The sequence below is a fragment of the Allobosea rubneri genome (assembly GCF_032464875.1).
Classification (GTDB): domain Bacteria; phylum Pseudomonadota; class Alphaproteobacteria; order Rhizobiales; family Beijerinckiaceae; genus Allobosea; species Allobosea rubneri.
On the sequence record NZ_JAWDID010000091.1, the window covers coordinates 1 to 13,214 of the forward strand.

15 protein-coding genes are annotated in these 13,214 nt (G+C 68.7%); 1 reads left to right on the forward strand and 14 read right to left on the reverse strand.

All coding sequences use genetic code 11. The annotated features are described in order from the left end of the window. The 11 genes from RKE40_RS28530 to nagZ form a co-directional block, all read right to left on the reverse strand. A partial coding sequence (locus tag RKE40_RS28530; RefSeq protein WP_449249742.1) for a LysM peptidoglycan-binding domain-containing protein occupies positions 1-617 on the reverse strand: 617 nt, incomplete at its 3' end. 133 nt (positions 618-750) lie between these two features. Beyond that, positions 751-1,410: a protein-L-isoaspartate O-methyltransferase family protein gene (locus RKE40_RS28535; RefSeq protein WP_316021542.1), complete on the reverse strand. Its 660-nt coding sequence runs from the start codon at positions 1,408-1,410 to the stop codon at positions 751-753. A 162-nt stretch (positions 1,411-1,572) separates the two neighbouring features. Beyond that, positions 1,573-2,334, reverse strand: a complete 762-nt coding sequence (surE, locus tag RKE40_RS28540; protein WP_316021543.1) for a 5'/3'-nucleotidase SurE — start codon at positions 2,332-2,334, stop codon at positions 1,573-1,575. Positions 2,335-2,338: 4 nt separating this feature from the next. Then, on the reverse strand, positions 2,339-3,646 hold the full coding sequence (serS, locus tag RKE40_RS28545) for a serine--tRNA ligase (RefSeq protein ID WP_316021544.1): 1,308 nt from the start codon (positions 3,644-3,646) through the stop codon (positions 2,339-2,341). 172 nt (positions 3,647-3,818) lie between these two features. Beyond that, positions 3,819-4,658 (reverse strand): twin-arginine translocase subunit TatC, encoded by an 840-nt coding sequence (gene tatC, locus RKE40_RS28550; protein ID WP_316021545.1) that lies wholly within the window; start codon positions 4,656-4,658, stop codon positions 3,819-3,821. Next, the gene (tatB, locus tag RKE40_RS28555; RefSeq protein WP_316021546.1) at positions 4,655-5,200 is read right to left on the reverse strand and encodes a Sec-independent protein translocase protein TatB; all 546 of its coding nucleotides are present in this window, start codon (positions 5,198-5,200) and stop codon (positions 4,655-4,657) included. The genes tatC and tatB overlap by 4 nt, the downstream gene beginning before the upstream one ends. 158 nt (positions 5,201-5,358) lie before the next feature. Continuing rightward, positions 5,359-5,598 (reverse strand): twin-arginine translocase TatA/TatE family subunit, encoded by a 240-nt coding sequence (locus RKE40_RS28560; RefSeq protein ID WP_316021547.1) that lies wholly within the window; start codon positions 5,596-5,598, stop codon positions 5,359-5,361. 66 nt (positions 5,599-5,664) lie between these two features. After that, positions 5,665-6,759, reverse strand: a complete 1,095-nt coding sequence (locus RKE40_RS28565; protein WP_316021548.1) for an ABC transporter ATP-binding protein — start codon at positions 6,757-6,759, stop codon at positions 5,665-5,667. Between the two features lie 198 nt (positions 6,760-6,957). Then, positions 6,958-7,641 (reverse strand): SMC-Scp complex subunit ScpB, encoded by a 684-nt coding sequence (scpB, locus tag RKE40_RS28570; RefSeq protein ID WP_316021549.1) that lies wholly within the window; start codon positions 7,639-7,641, stop codon positions 6,958-6,960. A gap of 13 nt (positions 7,642-7,654) precedes the next feature. Then, a complete protein-coding gene (locus RKE40_RS28575; RefSeq protein WP_316021550.1) occupies positions 7,655-8,473 on the reverse strand; it encodes a segregation and condensation protein A in 819 nt (272 codons plus the stop codon). A 68-nt stretch (positions 8,474-8,541) separates the two neighbouring features. Then, positions 8,542-9,555: a beta-N-acetylhexosaminidase gene (gene nagZ, locus RKE40_RS28580; RefSeq protein ID WP_316021551.1), complete on the reverse strand. Its 1,014-nt coding sequence runs from the start codon at positions 9,553-9,555 to the stop codon at positions 8,542-8,544. A 129-nt stretch (positions 9,556-9,684) separates the two neighbouring features. Between nagZ and RKE40_RS28585 the strand changes: the two genes are divergently transcribed. Further along, positions 9,685-10,374 (forward strand): RraA family protein, encoded by a 690-nt coding sequence (locus RKE40_RS28585; RefSeq protein ID WP_316021552.1) that lies wholly within the window; start codon positions 9,685-9,687, stop codon positions 10,372-10,374. 167 nt (positions 10,375-10,541) lie between these two features. Here RKE40_RS28585 and RKE40_RS28590 read toward each other — a convergent pair whose 3' ends face one another. The 3 genes from RKE40_RS28590 to RKE40_RS28600 all read right to left on the reverse strand — a co-directional run. Then, positions 10,542-11,636 (reverse strand): TRAP transporter substrate-binding protein, encoded by a 1,095-nt coding sequence (locus RKE40_RS28590; RefSeq protein ID WP_316021553.1) that lies wholly within the window; start codon positions 11,634-11,636, stop codon positions 10,542-10,544. 254 nt (positions 11,637-11,890) lie between these two features. Next, positions 11,891-12,829 carry an arginase family protein gene (locus tag RKE40_RS28595; RefSeq protein ID WP_316021554.1) on the reverse strand — a complete coding sequence of 313 codons (939 nt, stop codon included), beginning with the start codon at positions 12,827-12,829 and terminating at the stop codon, positions 11,891-11,893. Positions 12,830-13,016: 187 nt separating this feature from the next. Next, positions 13,017-13,214: SPOR domain-containing protein (locus tag RKE40_RS28600; protein WP_316021555.1), on the reverse strand; the 198-nt coding region annotated here is incomplete at its 5' end.

Consider the following 13,214-nt stretch of genomic DNA (forward strand, 5'->3'; position numbering starts at 1 on the left):
GCCCAGCGAGAGCCGCAGCGACGCCAATCGTCTGGCGCCGCAGGCGGCGGCGCCAGACGATTGGCGTCGCTGCGGCTCTCGCTGGGCAGAGGCTGGCGCGAAGCGGTTTGGCTGCCGCTGGCGTTGTAGACGGGGACGACGATGCGCGTGCCGGGCGTGACCTCGGCGCTCGACAGGCCGTTCGCCGACATCAGCGCCGAACGCGGCACGCCGTAACGGCCGGAGATCGTGTCGAGCGTCTCGCCATGCGCCATCACGATCGGGGTGCCGCCCTGGGCGCTCCAGCCATTGGCCGAGCCGACGACGGCCGGGGCCGACGACGCGACAGGCGCGGAGCGCAGAGCCACGGAGGAGGTCGGCGGCGGCAGCGGCTGGCTGCGGACGCCACCGCCGGAGGCGATGGGCGACGATTCATACGGACGGGACGGCGCCGACTGCGGGGCGCTCCGGCCGATCGAGCCGGTCGTCGCCGGGTCGTAACCCGACGGCGCCTGCGCGGTCTTGAAGGGATTGGCGAACGGCGCCTCGGTGAAGCGCGTGGCTTCCGAGCAGGCGCCGAGGGCGACTGTGAGGGCGCACACCGACACCAGGCGGACCAAAGGCTTCGGCATTGCCAACTCAACTTGCTTACGCATGGCTCAGCACTCGCGAACGACGCAACTCTATGGTCCGCATTAAAACGGCGGTTAGGTTACGAAAGCGTTTCGCAGTGGCTGGTCGGCGTAAATTTTGAAGCCGGCTGAACCCGGCTCAGAGTGCCCGCGCCAGGCCGGGCGCCAGCGGCGGCAGGCGAATCGCCGGGCCGAGCGCATGGTCGAAAACATTCTCGCCGCTGGTCACCACGACGCGCCGGGTGATGCCCTCGACCCGCAGGGCCGCGACGAGCCGCCCGCCCTGCCCCAGCCGCGCCAGCAGGGCTTCGGGCAGGGCCTGCATCACGCCGTTGACGAGGATTCGGTCGAATCGGCCGAGCGTACGGTCGGGCTGGAAGCCGTCGGCATGGTGCAGCTCGACCGATTTCGAGAAGCCGCCACCGGCCAGCCGCTCATGGGCGGCGAGCGCCAGCGTGCGATAGCGTTCCAGAGAGACGACCTGCGCGCCCATCGCCGCCAGCAGAGCCGCGACATAGCCCGAGCCGGAGCCGACCTCGAGCACCCGGCAGCCCGGCTTGATCTCGAGCGCCCCGACGAGCGCCGCGACCGTGTGCGGCGCCGTCATCGTCTGGCCGCAAGGCAAGGGGACGGAAACGTCCTGGCGCGCGAGATCGGCGAAGCGCGACGGCGCGAAATGCTCGCGCGACACCTTCTCCATCGCCCGCAGCAAGGGGAGATCGCGCACGCCGCGCGCGCGCAGGGAGAGGAGAAAGGCGACGGTGCGCTCGCTCTCGCTGCTGGCCCCCTCCTCGGTCATCGCTTGCGGCGCCCCATACCCTCAGCCCTCATCCTGAGGAGCGATCCGCAGGATCGCGTCTCGAAGGACAGATCCGAGAACTGCCGCACCTGCTGGAACATCCTTCGAGACGCCGCTCCGCGGCTCCTCAGGATGAGGGCTGAGCACGACATCCCAGTCAGTTTACGCAAAGACCTGCGCGAAGCGGGTCAGCGTCGGCTCATGGGTCAGGTCGAGCTCCAGCGGCGTGAGCGAGATCTTGCCCTCGGCCAGCGCCCGCAGATCCGTGCCGTTCGCCGGCTCGCGCTTCGAGCGCTGGAAGGCAATCCAGAAATACGGATTGCCGCGGCCGTCCTGGCGCGGCTCCAGCCGCACAAGCTCCTGGTCGCGCCGGCCCTGCACCGTCACCGCGACGCCCTTCACCTCGGCGGGCGGGACGTTGGGGAAGTTGAGGTTGAAGAGGATATCCTTCGGAATGCCCTCCTCCAGCAGCTTGCGGATGATCGATGGCGCGTGCTGCTCGGCGCAGTCCCAGCTGATCTTGCTGCGGTCGCCCGGCATATAGGCCTGGCTAATCGCGATCGAGGGAATGCCGAGCAGCGTTCCCTCCATCGCGGCGGCGATGGTGCCGGAATAGGTCACGTCCTCGGCGACGTTCTGGCCGCGATTGACGCCGGAGAGCACGAGATCGGGCTTGGCGTCGGCCAGGATCGAGCGCACCGCCATGATCACGCAATCGGTCGGCGTGCCCTGCACGGCATAGCGCTTCTCGCCGACCTCGCGCAGGCGCAGCGGGTTCGACAGCGACAGCGAATGCGCAACGCCCGACTGATCCGTCTCGGGCGCGACGACCCAGACATCGTCGGAGAGCTGTGCGGCGATGCGCTCCAGCACCGCCAGGCCCTCGGCATGGATGCCGTCGTCATTGGTCACCAGGATACGCATGGGATCAGGCCGCCTTCTCGATGCGGGTCGCCCCGCGCATATAGGGAACCAGCGCGTCCGGCACGGAGATCGAGCCGTCGGCGTTCTGGTAGTTCTCCATCACCGCGATCAGGGCGCGGCCGACCGCCGTGCCCGAGCCGTTGAGGGTGTGGACGAAGAACGGACCCTTGCCGTCCTTGGTCTTGTAGCGGGCGTTCATCCGCCGCGCCTGGAAATCGCCGCAGACCGAGCAGGACGAGATCTCGCGATAGGTCTTCTGGCCCGGCAGCCAGACCTCGATGTCGTAGGTCTTCTGCGAGGCAAAGCCCATGTCGCCGGTGCACAGCGTCATCACGCGATAATGCAGATCGAGCTTCTTCAGGACGTTCTCGGCGCAGGCGAGCATGCGCTCATGCTCCTCGCGCGACTTCTCCGGCGCGGTGATCGAGACCAGCTCGACCTTCTCGAACTGGTGCTGGCGCAGCATGCCGCGGGTGTCGCGGCCGGCCGAGCCGGCTTCCGCCCGGAAGCAGGGGGTGAGCGCAGTGAAGCGGCGCGGCAGCTCCTCCTCGGAGAGGATCGATTCGCGCACGAGGTTGGTCAGCGGGACCTCGGCGGTCGGGATGAGCCAGTGGTCGTCGCCGGCCCGGAACTGGTCATCCCGGAACTTCGGCAGCTGCGCCGTGCCGAACATCGCGTCGTCGCGCACCATCAGCGGCGGATTGACCTCGGTATAGCCATGCTCCTCGACATGGGTGTCGAGCATGAACTGGCCGATGGCGCGGTTCAGCCTGGCGATCTGCCGGTCGAGCACGACGAAGCGCGAGCCGGAGAGCTTGGCCGCCTTCTCGAAGTCCATCTGGCCGAGCGCCTCGCCGAGCTCGTAATGCTCCTTCGGCTGGTTGACGCCGACCAGGCGCTTGCCGCCGCCCTCCTCCGGCTTTTCGCCATGGCGGCTGTATTCGACATTGCCGTGCTCGTCGGCGCCTTCCGGCACGTCCTCGTGCGGCTGGTTCGGGATCGCCGCGAGCTGCTCGCTGAGCGTCTCGACCGCGGCCTTCTCCTCGGCCTCGAGCGCCGGGCCCGCTTCCTTGAGAGCTGCGACCTCGGCCTTGAGCTTTTCAGCGAGAGCGATGTCCTTCGCGCCCATCGCCTTGCCGATTTCCTTGGAGAGCGCGTTGCGGCGCTCCTGCGCGGCTTGCGCCTTGGCGATGGCCGCACGGCGGGTGTCGTCGAGCGCGAGCAGCGAGGAGGACAGCGACTCCAGCCCGCGCCGCTTCAGCCCCCGGTCGAACGCTTCCGCATTCTCGCGAATCCATTTGATGTCGTACATCGCCAGTCACGCCGTTAATCGAAAGAGCGTGATGCTGTAGACCGGGACGGCGCGCGAGGGAACTGCCATCCTTGGCAGCTGCCTGTCCACCGCCCTCCCCGTTTTCCTGGACAAGCCGCGCCAGCGGCGCAGCTCCGGGATGACGGTCAGCGCCGGACGGGATCAGCTGCCTCTACTCGCCGGCCTTCTCTGCCGCCTCTTCCGCAGCCTTCTTCTCCTCGCGCTTCTTCTCGACATGGCGGACCGAGAACACCGAGAGCTCGTAGAGCAGCAGCATCGGCACCGCGAGCATCAGCTGCGAAATCACGTCGGGCGGGGTCAGAACGGCCGCGACCACGAAGACGAAGACGATGGCGTAGCGGCGCTTATCCTTCAGGAACTGCGAGGTGATGATTCCGGCCTGGCCGAGCAGGGTCAGGATCACCGGCAACTGGAAGGAAACGCCGAAGGCGAAGATCAGCGTCATGATCAGCGAGAGATACTCGCTGACCTTGGGCAGCAGCTGGATGCCGGCCTGGCCCTCGGTCGCCGCCTGCTGCATGCCGATCGAGAACTTCATCAGCACCGGCATGGCGAAGAAGTAGACCATGGCCGAGCCGAGGATGAAGAAGATCGGCGTCGCCGCGAGATAGGGCGCGAACGCCTGGCGCTCGTTCTTGTAGAGGCCCGGCGCGACGAACTTGTAGATCTGCGTCGCGATCACCGGGAAGGCGAAGAAGCCCGCGCCGAACGCCGCGATCTTGATCTGCGTGAAGAGATATTCGAGCGGCGCCGTGTAGATCAGCTGGACATTGGCGCCCGGCCCGGCCGCCCAGACATAGGGCTGGACCAGGAGGTTATAGATCTGCGTCGCGAAGGCGAAGCAGACGAAGAACATGATCAGAAAGGCGACCAGCGACTTGATCAGCCGCGAGCGCAGCTCGATCAGATGGTCGATAAGCGGCGCGCGCGAGGCCTCGATCTCGTCCTCGCCGTCACGACCCGCAGGCGTCTTCACCTCGGCGAGACTCATGCCGGGCTCCCGTCTTCACTCTCTGCGGCCTTGGGCTTGCGCTTGCGGGCGGGCTTGGCGGCAGGCTCCGGCGGCGCGGCTTCGGCCTCCGGAATGACGGGCTCTTCGGTGGCCACGGTCTTGCGCTTGCGCTTCGGCTTCGCCGGCACTTCGGCAGCCGCAACCGGCGCCGGATCGATCACGACCTCGGGCAAGGGCTCCGGCCCGGGAATCGCCGCGAGCTTGGCTTCCGCCTCCTTGACCGCCGCATCGTCGGGCTTCGGCGCCGCCGGCGTACCAAAGTCCTTCATCGGCTCGATCGGGTCGAAATTGGTCGAGGCCTGTACCGAGGTTCCGATGTCCTCGACCTGCTTCTTCAGGTCGTGCAGCTCCGCCTCGCGCATCGCATCGTTGAACTGCCCCTGGAATTCAGCGGCCATGCGCCTGACCTTGCCGACCATCTGTCCGGCAGTGCGCAGGGCGCCCGGCAACTCCTTGGGACCGATCACGATGAGCGCAACGCCCCCGATCAGCAGTAATTCGCTCCAGGCGATGTCGAACATCGACGGCTAGTCCTCTCGCCACCCACGCCGCTCTAGAGCATGCACAGCCGCAAGTGGAAACCACTTTTGCGGGCCGGCCTGCTCAAGATATCGATCCAGCGCGCCCTTCTGCGTCCGGCCGCGCACGGCCGACGGGAAAGCGCGCTGGCGGCGCGCCATCAGGCCTTGGTTTCGGCCTTGGCGGGGGCGGGGTTGGCCGTCTGCGCGGTGTGGTCGATCACCTTGGGATCGGCCGGCGGCGCGGCGGTCTCCGGCGGATCATCCTCCGCCATGCCCTTCTTGAACGACTTGATGCCCTTCGCGACGTCGCCCATCAGCTCCGAGACCTTACCGCGGCCGAAGAGCAGCATGACGATGACACCGACGACGACCCAGTGCCAGATACTGACGCCACCCATCGCAAATTCCTCCGAATTGAACCCAGCCTCCGACCTCCCAGCCGGGCCAGTCGCTTGTGCCGGAAACTAGGTGTCCCCGCTAGGGAACACAAGGACTTCGTCGGTCGAGATGTCGAGACCGACATCCTCGCCCTCGCGGACGGAGCCCGGTTGCGCGAAGCGCGCCGTCAGCGGCTTGTCGAGCCCGTCGACCGCGATCTGCAGATCGTCGACCTCGCCAAGGAAGCGCCGCGCCACCACCCTGCCGGGCAGGCAGAAGCCTCTTGGCACGAGCCTGACCCCTTGCGGGCGTACGCACACCACCGCCGCCGCGCCCTCGGCCAGTCCATTCGCCGGAAAGCGGCCGATCGGCGTATCGACGGCGCCGCGCACGACCGTCCCGTCGATCTCGGTAAGATCGCAGAAAAATCGGGCGGCAAAGAGGCTGACGGGCTTGCGGTAGAGTTCCTCGCCCGTGCCGATCTGCACGATCCGGCCCTGGCGCATCAGCACGATCCGGTCGGCGATCCGCATCGCATCCTCGGGATCATGGGTGACGATGATCGAGGTCGCGCCGATTTCGTCGAGCAGCGCCATGGTCTCGTCGCGCACCGTATCGCGCAGGCGCCGGTCGAGATTGGAGAAGGGTTCGTCCATCAGGAGCACGCCCGGCCGCGGCGCCACTGCCCGCGCCAGCGCGACGCGCTGCTGCTCGCCGCCCGAAAGCATGTGTGGATAAGCCTCGGCGAGATCGGCGAGGCCGACGCGGGCAATCGCCCGCAGGGCCGTGGCATCGGCCTGCGCATCGCTGTAGCCGCGCAGCCCGAAGCGGACGTTCTCGCGCACGCTGAGATGCGGAAACAGCGCGTAGTCCTGGAAGACCAGCCCGACGCCGCGCTCCTCCGGCTCGACGAAGGCGTCGGCCGAGGCGACATCCCTCCCCTCAAGCAGAACGCGGCCGGCACTCGGCCGCTCGACGCCGGCGGCGAGCCGCAGCAGCGTCGTCTTGCCGCAGCCGGAATGACCGAGCAGCGCGATGACCTCGCCCGGCGCGACCTTCAGCGAAACGTCATCGAGCGCGGTCACGCCGCCGAATCGCTGCGTCACCCCCTCGAAGCCGAGCGAGACCGGAATGGCAGCGCCGGCGGTGCCGCGCCGTCCCCAGCCCAGCCAGCGCGTCATGCTTTCGCTACGAGCCAAATTCTGCTCCGTTTTCAACCAATCCGCACGGTCGTCCCGGGCGGTGCGCAGCGGAGGCCCGGGACCCATGCCCAAGCCTCTCCCGGCAAGACCTCCGGTATGGATCCCGAGGCGACCTTCGGCCGCCCAGGATGACATCCTGCATCCAGAACCCGCGCCACTCCCCGCGCTGTGCGGCGGCTAGCCGCCTTCGTCAAGCGGACTGAACAGGTCGCCGAGCGGATCCTCGTCGGCGCGCAGGTCCGGATCATCGTCCGGAATCGGCACCGAGAGGTCCTTGGAGAGCCGCCCTTCGATGAAGCCGGCGCCCTTCAATTCGTCGAGCCCGGGCAGGTCGTCGATGCGGTCGAGCCCGAAATGGTCGAGGAAGCCCTTCGTGGTCCCGAAGGTCACCGGCCGCCCGGGCGAGCGGCGGCGGCCACGCAGCCGCACCCAGCCGGCCTCTAGCAGGATGTCGAGCGTGCCCTTGGCCGTGGCGACGCCGCGGATCTCCTCGATCTCGGCCCGCGTCACCGGCTGGTGATAGGCGATGATCGACAGGATCTCGAGCGCGGCGCGCGAGAGCCTGCGCGGCGCCTCGGCCTCGGGGGCGAGCAGATAGGCAAGATCGGGCGCGGTGCGGAAGGCGAAGCCGCCGGCGACGCGCTTCAGCGTCACTCCGCGCATCGCATAGCTGCGCTCGAGCGCCTCCAGCACCTTCTCGATCGGCACATTGGCCGGCACCGATTTGGCGAGTTCCTCGGCGGACAGCGGCGCGGCCGAGGCGAAGAGCAGCGCCTCGGCGATGCGGCAGGCGCGGGCCAGCGCCTCGACGCCATCCCAGCGCTCGTCGTCCTCGTCCCTCTGGGCTTCGGCCGGGGCCATGCGGATCAAATCCTCACAATCCCAGAGACGGCGGCCGGGAGGAGCGCCGGCGGACATAGAGCGGCGCGAAGGCGCCGTCCTGGCGCAGGTCGAGCACGCCTTCCCGCACCATTTCGAGCATGGCCGAGAGCGAGGAGGCCTTCACCGTCGCGCTCATGGTCTCGGCCGGCATGCCATGGCTCTGCATGTACTGCGCGAGATAGCCGTCGATCGCGGTCCATTCCCCCGCCTCGCCGACAAGCCGTGCCAGCGCCTCACGCGCCTCGACCAGCGAGAGCACCTGACGATGGCCGACGCTCATCGGCGTGCGGACATGGCGCTGGCGCTGCTGGGCGTAGGCTGCGAGCAGATCGTAGAGCTCGGCCTCCCAAACCGGGCGCACCCCGGCGACCACCGCCTCCGGCGCGCCGCGCACGAAGACATCGCGGCCGAGCCGCTCACGCACCGCCAGGCGCTGCGCCGCAGCACGGATCGCCTCCAGCCGCTGCAGCCGCAAAGCGAGCGCCGTCGCAAGCTCGGCTGCGCTCGGCTCCTCGCCCTTGGGCGGCTCGGGCAGCAGCAGGCGCGATTTCAGATAGGCGAGCCAGGCCGCCATCACGAGATAATCGGCGGCGAGTTCGAGCCGCAGTTCGCGCGCCCGCTCGACGAAGGACAGGTACTGCTCCGCCAGCGCCAGGATCGAGATCCGCGCCAGATCGACCTTCTGGCGCCGGGCGAGGTCGAGCAGCAAGTCGAGCGGCCCTTCATAGCCGTCGACGTCGATCAGGAACGCCGGCTCGTCCACCGCGCGCTCGGGCGCAGCGCTCTCCTCGAAAGGCAGTTCAGCGGCCATCGGTGGCCCATCCCCATATCCGGCGAACGGCCTATCGCCGCGCCACAGCCCCGTGGGACAGGTTCGGCCTAACGCCCGCCCATGGCAAGCGCGCTGGCGAGCTGGGCGCGCGCCGCGTCGACGTCCAGTGGTTCCGGCTCATGGCGGATGCGCGCCAGCGCCATCGCCGCCCGGCGGGCGCGGTGCCCGGTCATCGCCGGCACCGCCCCGGCGACCGCGACCATCTCCTCCATGATGCCATGGCAATGCAGCACGACGTCGACGCCGGCCCGGATCGCCGCCTTCGACTTCTCGGCGAAACTGCCCGACAGCGCCTTCATCGAGATGTCGTCGGTCATGATCAACCCGTCGAAGCCGAGCTCGCCGCGCATCACGTCGCGGACGATCCGGCGCGAGGTCGTCGCCGGCTTGCGCTTGTCGAGCGCGGTGAAGACGACATGCGCCGTCATCGCCAGCGGCATGTCGGCGAGATGGCGGAAAGGCGTGAAGTCGTGGGCGCGCAGTTCGTCGAGGCTGGCCTCGACCACCGGCAGGTCGTGATGGCTGTCGGCCTGCGCCCGGCCATGGCCGGGCATGTGCTTGACCACCGGCAGCACGCCCCCGGCAAGCAGGCCTTCGGCCGCCGCGCGCCCGAGCTTCGCCACCATCGCGGGATCGCGCGCATAGGCACGGTTGCCGATCACGTCATGGCTGCCGACGACCGGCACGTCGAGCACCGGCAGGCAGTCGACATCGATGCCGACGGTCTTGAGATCATGCGCCATCAGCCGCGCCGAGAGCCGGACGATCTCGCGCTGCTGCACGGGATCGTTGATCGCGAGGAAGGCGAGCGCCGGCGGATAGGGCGGCCAGTGCGGCGGCCCCATGCGCTGCACCCGCCCGCCCTCCTGGTCGATCAGGATCGGCGCCTGCCAGCCGACGCATTCGCGCATCGAGGCCGTCAGCGCCGCGACCTGCGCCGGGTCCTGGGTGTTGCGCTTGAACAGGATGAAGCCCCAGGGCCGGGCGTCGCGGAAGAAGGCGCGCTCGTCTTGGGTGAGGCTCGTGCCGAGGCAACCGGCGATGAAGGCGCGCGAAGTCATGCGACAGGCGTAGGAATGCCGGCCCTGCCGGTCAAGCGGGTGGCCGCGCCGAATTGTGGGTTGGCGCTTGCGGCCGCCGCCTCCCGGCCTAGACTTTCGTCAGGCCCCGTGACGCGAGACTGCATTGCCATGATCGACGAAGCCCCGCTGCTGACCATCCGCAAGACCTTCGAGCGCCCGCAGGCCGCCCTGGTCGCAGCCTTCAAGGGCGTGCCGACGGCCCAGATCTCCGACGCGATGCATGCCGGCGGCGCGATGGACTTTGCGATCAAGCCGCCGCCCGGCATGCCGGAATTCTTCATCGGCACCGCCCTGACCTGCGATTGCGGCCCCGGCGACAACCTCGCGGTCTGCGCCGCCGTCGCTTTGGCCGAAGCCGGCGACGTGATCGTCGCGGCGACGCACGGCTTCACCCAGGCCGGCATCATCGGCGATCTCCTGGCGGGGATGATGCAGAATCGCGAGGTCGCCGCCTTCGTGACGGATGGCGTGGTCCGTGACATCGCCGATCTGCGCCGCATCGGCCTGCCGGTCTTCTCCAAGGGCGCGACGCCATCCTCCGTGCACCGCTCGGGACCCGGCACGGTCGGCCTGCCGATCGTCTGCGGCGGCGTCGCCGTCGAATCGGGCGACATCCTGATCGGCGACCCGGACGGCGTCGTCGTCGTCCCGCACCGACGCGCTGCCGAGATCGTCGAGCGGCTGAAGGTGGTGCGGACCAACGAGGCTGGGTTGCTCTCGGAGGTCACCGCCGGACTCGACGCCCCCGGCTTCGCCATCGAATTGCTGGCGAGCAACCGGGTTCGCTATCTCGACTGAGCCTGCGCCAGCCACCACAGGCTTGAATCAGATTGGCTGGATCCGGCTGCAAGCCATTGATGGAGCAGCCAGATCGGCACCACCCGCAACGCGGGCGACATTCGTTGCGAACCGCTTCGTCATCCCGGCCGGGCATCGCCCAGCCGGGATGACTCTATCGGGTCCGCTCAGCGCAGCTGCGCGGCAGCCTGAGCGTTGAAGGCGTCGAAGGGCAGCTCGGCGACGCGGAACCAGAGCTGTTCCTTCTTCCAGTAAGGCAGGAAGGAATCCCAGAACGTCTTGAAGTTCGGGTTGCTGGCGGCGAGCTCGGCGTAGAGCGCGAAAGCCTCCTTGAAGGCCGCCTGCATCACGTCCTGCGGGAAGGGCCGCAGCTCGGCGCCGGTGCCGACGAGGCGGATCAGCGCGTCCGGGTTGCCATGGTCGTATTTCGCCACGCACAGCGCATTGGCCTCGGCGCAGGCCGCCTCGACGATGGCGCGATAATGCGCCGGCAGCGCATTCCACTTGTCCATGTTGGCGATGAAGCTGACATTGGCGCAGCCTTCCCAGAAGCCCGGGTAGTAGTAGTACTTCGCCACCTTCTGGAAGCCGAGCTTCTCGTCGTCATAGGGGCCGGAGAACTCGGCCGCATCGAGCGTGCCGCGCTCCAGCGCCGGGTAGATGTCGCCGCCGCCGAGCGTCTGCGGCACCACGCCGAGCTTCGACATGATCCGCCCGCCGAGGCCGGCGATGCGGAACTTCAGGCCCTGGAGATCGGCGACCGACTTGATCTCCTTGCGGAACCAGCCGCCCATCTGCGCGCCGGTATTGCCGGAGGGGATGGTGTGGATGTTGAACTTCTTCATGAAGTCGCGGCAGAGCTCGAGCCCGCCGCCGGCATAGAGCCAGGCGTTCTGCTGCCGGGTGTTCAGCCCGAAAGGCAGCGAGGTCTCGAAGGCGAAGGCGGTGTCCTTGCCGATGTAGAAGCTCGCCAGGGTGTGGCTGCATTCGACCGTGCCGTTCTGCACCGCGTCGAGCGCCTGCAGCGCCGGCACGATCTCGCCGGCGGCGAAGGTCTGGATCTGGAAGTTGCCGTCGGTCGCTTCCGCGACGCGCTTGGCGACCTGGGTCGAGATGCCGAACAGCGTGTCCAGGCTCTTCGGATAGCTCGAGGTCAGGCGCCAGCTGACCTTCGGCATCGACTGGGCCACCGCCGGAGCGGCGATGGCGGCACTGGCGGCGGCACCGGCGCCTGCCGACTTGATGAATTTACGGCGATCCATGGCTTTCCTCTTGCTTGCGAGCCTTCGGCGCCTCTCCGGCGGCCCTGCTCGTCAGGGTAGCGCGACGCTACTGCTACCGCCCTAGCGGCAAAACGGCACGGCCGGAAGAGCCACATGCACGGCAGGCAGGGCGCCGAACCGCATCGGCTGCGCCCGAGATCGCACTACCTGGCAGCACGAGCGCGACACGGGCTGCACAGCCACTTGCCGCACCACGGCAGGAACGCCGCCCAACGCGCTGAAGCGATTCGCGTTCAGCGCTGCACGCCCCTGGCGAGCAGCCCCGCCGCCAGCATGGCGAGGCGGCAGACCGTCCGCGTGCCGAGCCCGCCGACATCCTGCTGCGGCACGAATTCGACGATGTTGAAGCCGATGATCGGCGCGCGCTCGGCGACGCCGTTCAGCAGGTCGACGACATCGCCGAATCCGAGCCCACCCGGCGCACGGCCGAGCACGCCCGGCACCACCGAGGGATCGAAGCCGTCGACATCGAAGCAGACCACGACCGGGCGACCGGCCGGCACGCACTGAGCGGCGTGAGCGATGCCCTTGGCCCTGAGCGTGCGCATGTCGATGAGTTGCGCCCCGGCTGCCCGCGCATCGGCCACCTCGGCCTCGCGGGCGCTGCCGATGCCGTGGGCGCCGACCTGGACGATCGCCTTGACGCCGGAAAGCTCCGAGGCGCGCCGCATCGTGCTCGACAGCCCGAAGCGCTCGCCCTCGACCTCGTCGCGCCAGTCGATATGCGCGTCGACCTGCAGGATGCTGATCTCGCCGCGAGCCGCGAAGGCGCTCAGCGCCGGGATCTGCACGCTGTCGTCGCCGCCCAGCAGCAGGGGCGCCGCCCCTCGCTCCAGCAGGCTCGTATAGACCGCTTCGATCCGCGCCCGGTTGCCGACGAAATCGGCCGGATCGAAAGCGATATCGCCGCAATCGACCAGCGTGTCCTGAGCTCGCAGCAGCGGCCCACCGAGGTCGAAATCATAATGCCCGCGCCGCGCGGCCTGGGGCGCACTCGCACTGCGAATCGCAGCCGGCGCCGCCTCGCTATGGCACGAGCCCGACCGGTAGGGCGTCGCGCCGGGAATACCGATCACCGCCACCGAGCCAGGCGTCACAGCCTCGTAGTGCACGGTTTCGGCGCCGAGGAAAGGCACGAACCCGGCAGGCCGGGAGGTCGGATCGGAAAGCATGGCAAGCGGACCGCAGGCTGGAGAGCAACGCGCCCAGCCTGCCCCGCCGTGGAAGCCACGCGCAAGCGTGCGACACCGCCCTCGCCCCGGCGCCGCTCGCAGGGCGCAAAACGACAGCGCCGGCCGCGGAGCTCGCGGCCGGCGCTGATCCAGTGACGGCGAGGCCGTCAGATCCGGTGTCGGCGGATCAGTTCTTGGCGATGAAGCACTGGCCGCCCGCTGCCTGCAGGGCCGTGCACATCGTCGTCGCATCCTCGCGCGAATAGGGGCCGACGCGCAGGCGATAGACGGTCTTGCCGCCGGCGAGCTCGGTCTTGCGGACGATCGGGCTCTGGCCGCCGAGCTGGCCGGGATATTTGCGCTGCAGCGCCGCGAAGGTCGCGCG

What these genes read in the sequence shown, in the direction of transcription:
- nagZ (WP_316021551.1), bottom strand. Translation starts at nt 9,555, where the DNA reads ATGACTTCGCGCGCCTTCATCGCCGGTTGCCTCGGCACGAGCCTCACC.
- serS (WP_316021544.1), bottom strand. Translation starts at nt 3,646, where the DNA reads ATGTACGACATCAAATGGATTCGCGAGAATGCGGAAGCGTTCGACCGG.
- RKE40_RS28585 (WP_316021552.1), top strand. Translation starts at nt 9,685, where the DNA reads ATGATCGACGAAGCCCCGCTGCTGACCATCCGCAAGACCTTCGAGCGC.
- RKE40_RS28535 (WP_316021542.1), bottom strand. Translation starts at nt 1,410, where the DNA reads ATGACCGAGGAGGGGGCCAGCAGCGAGAGCGAGCGCACCGTCGCCTTT.
- RKE40_RS28565 (WP_316021548.1), bottom strand. Translation starts at nt 6,759, where the DNA reads ATGACGCGCTGGCTGGGCTGGGGACGGCGCGGCACCGCCGGCGCTGCC.
- RKE40_RS28595 (WP_316021554.1), bottom strand. Translation starts at nt 12,829, where the DNA reads ATGCTTTCCGATCCGACCTCCCGGCCTGCCGGGTTCGTGCCTTTCCTC.
- RKE40_RS28560 (WP_316021547.1), bottom strand. Translation starts at nt 5,598, where the DNA reads ATGGGTGGCGTCAGTATCTGGCACTGGGTCGTCGTCGGTGTCATCGTC.
- tatC (WP_316021545.1), bottom strand. Translation starts at nt 4,658, where the DNA reads ATGAGTCTCGCCGAGGTGAAGACGCCTGCGGGTCGTGACGGCGAGGAC.
- surE (WP_316021543.1), bottom strand. Translation starts at nt 2,334, where the DNA reads ATGCGTATCCTGGTGACCAATGACGACGGCATCCATGCCGAGGGCCTG.
- RKE40_RS28590 (WP_316021553.1), bottom strand. Translation starts at nt 11,636, where the DNA reads ATGGATCGCCGTAAATTCATCAAGTCGGCAGGCGCCGGTGCCGCCGCC.
- scpB (WP_316021549.1), bottom strand. Translation starts at nt 7,641, where the DNA reads ATGGCCCCGGCCGAAGCCCAGAGGGACGAGGACGACGAGCGCTGGGAT.
- tatB (WP_316021546.1), bottom strand. Translation starts at nt 5,200, where the DNA reads ATGTTCGACATCGCCTGGAGCGAATTACTGCTGATCGGGGGCGTTGCG.
- RKE40_RS28575 (WP_316021550.1), bottom strand. Translation starts at nt 8,473, where the DNA reads ATGGCCGCTGAACTGCCTTTCGAGGAGAGCGCTGCGCCCGAGCGCGCG.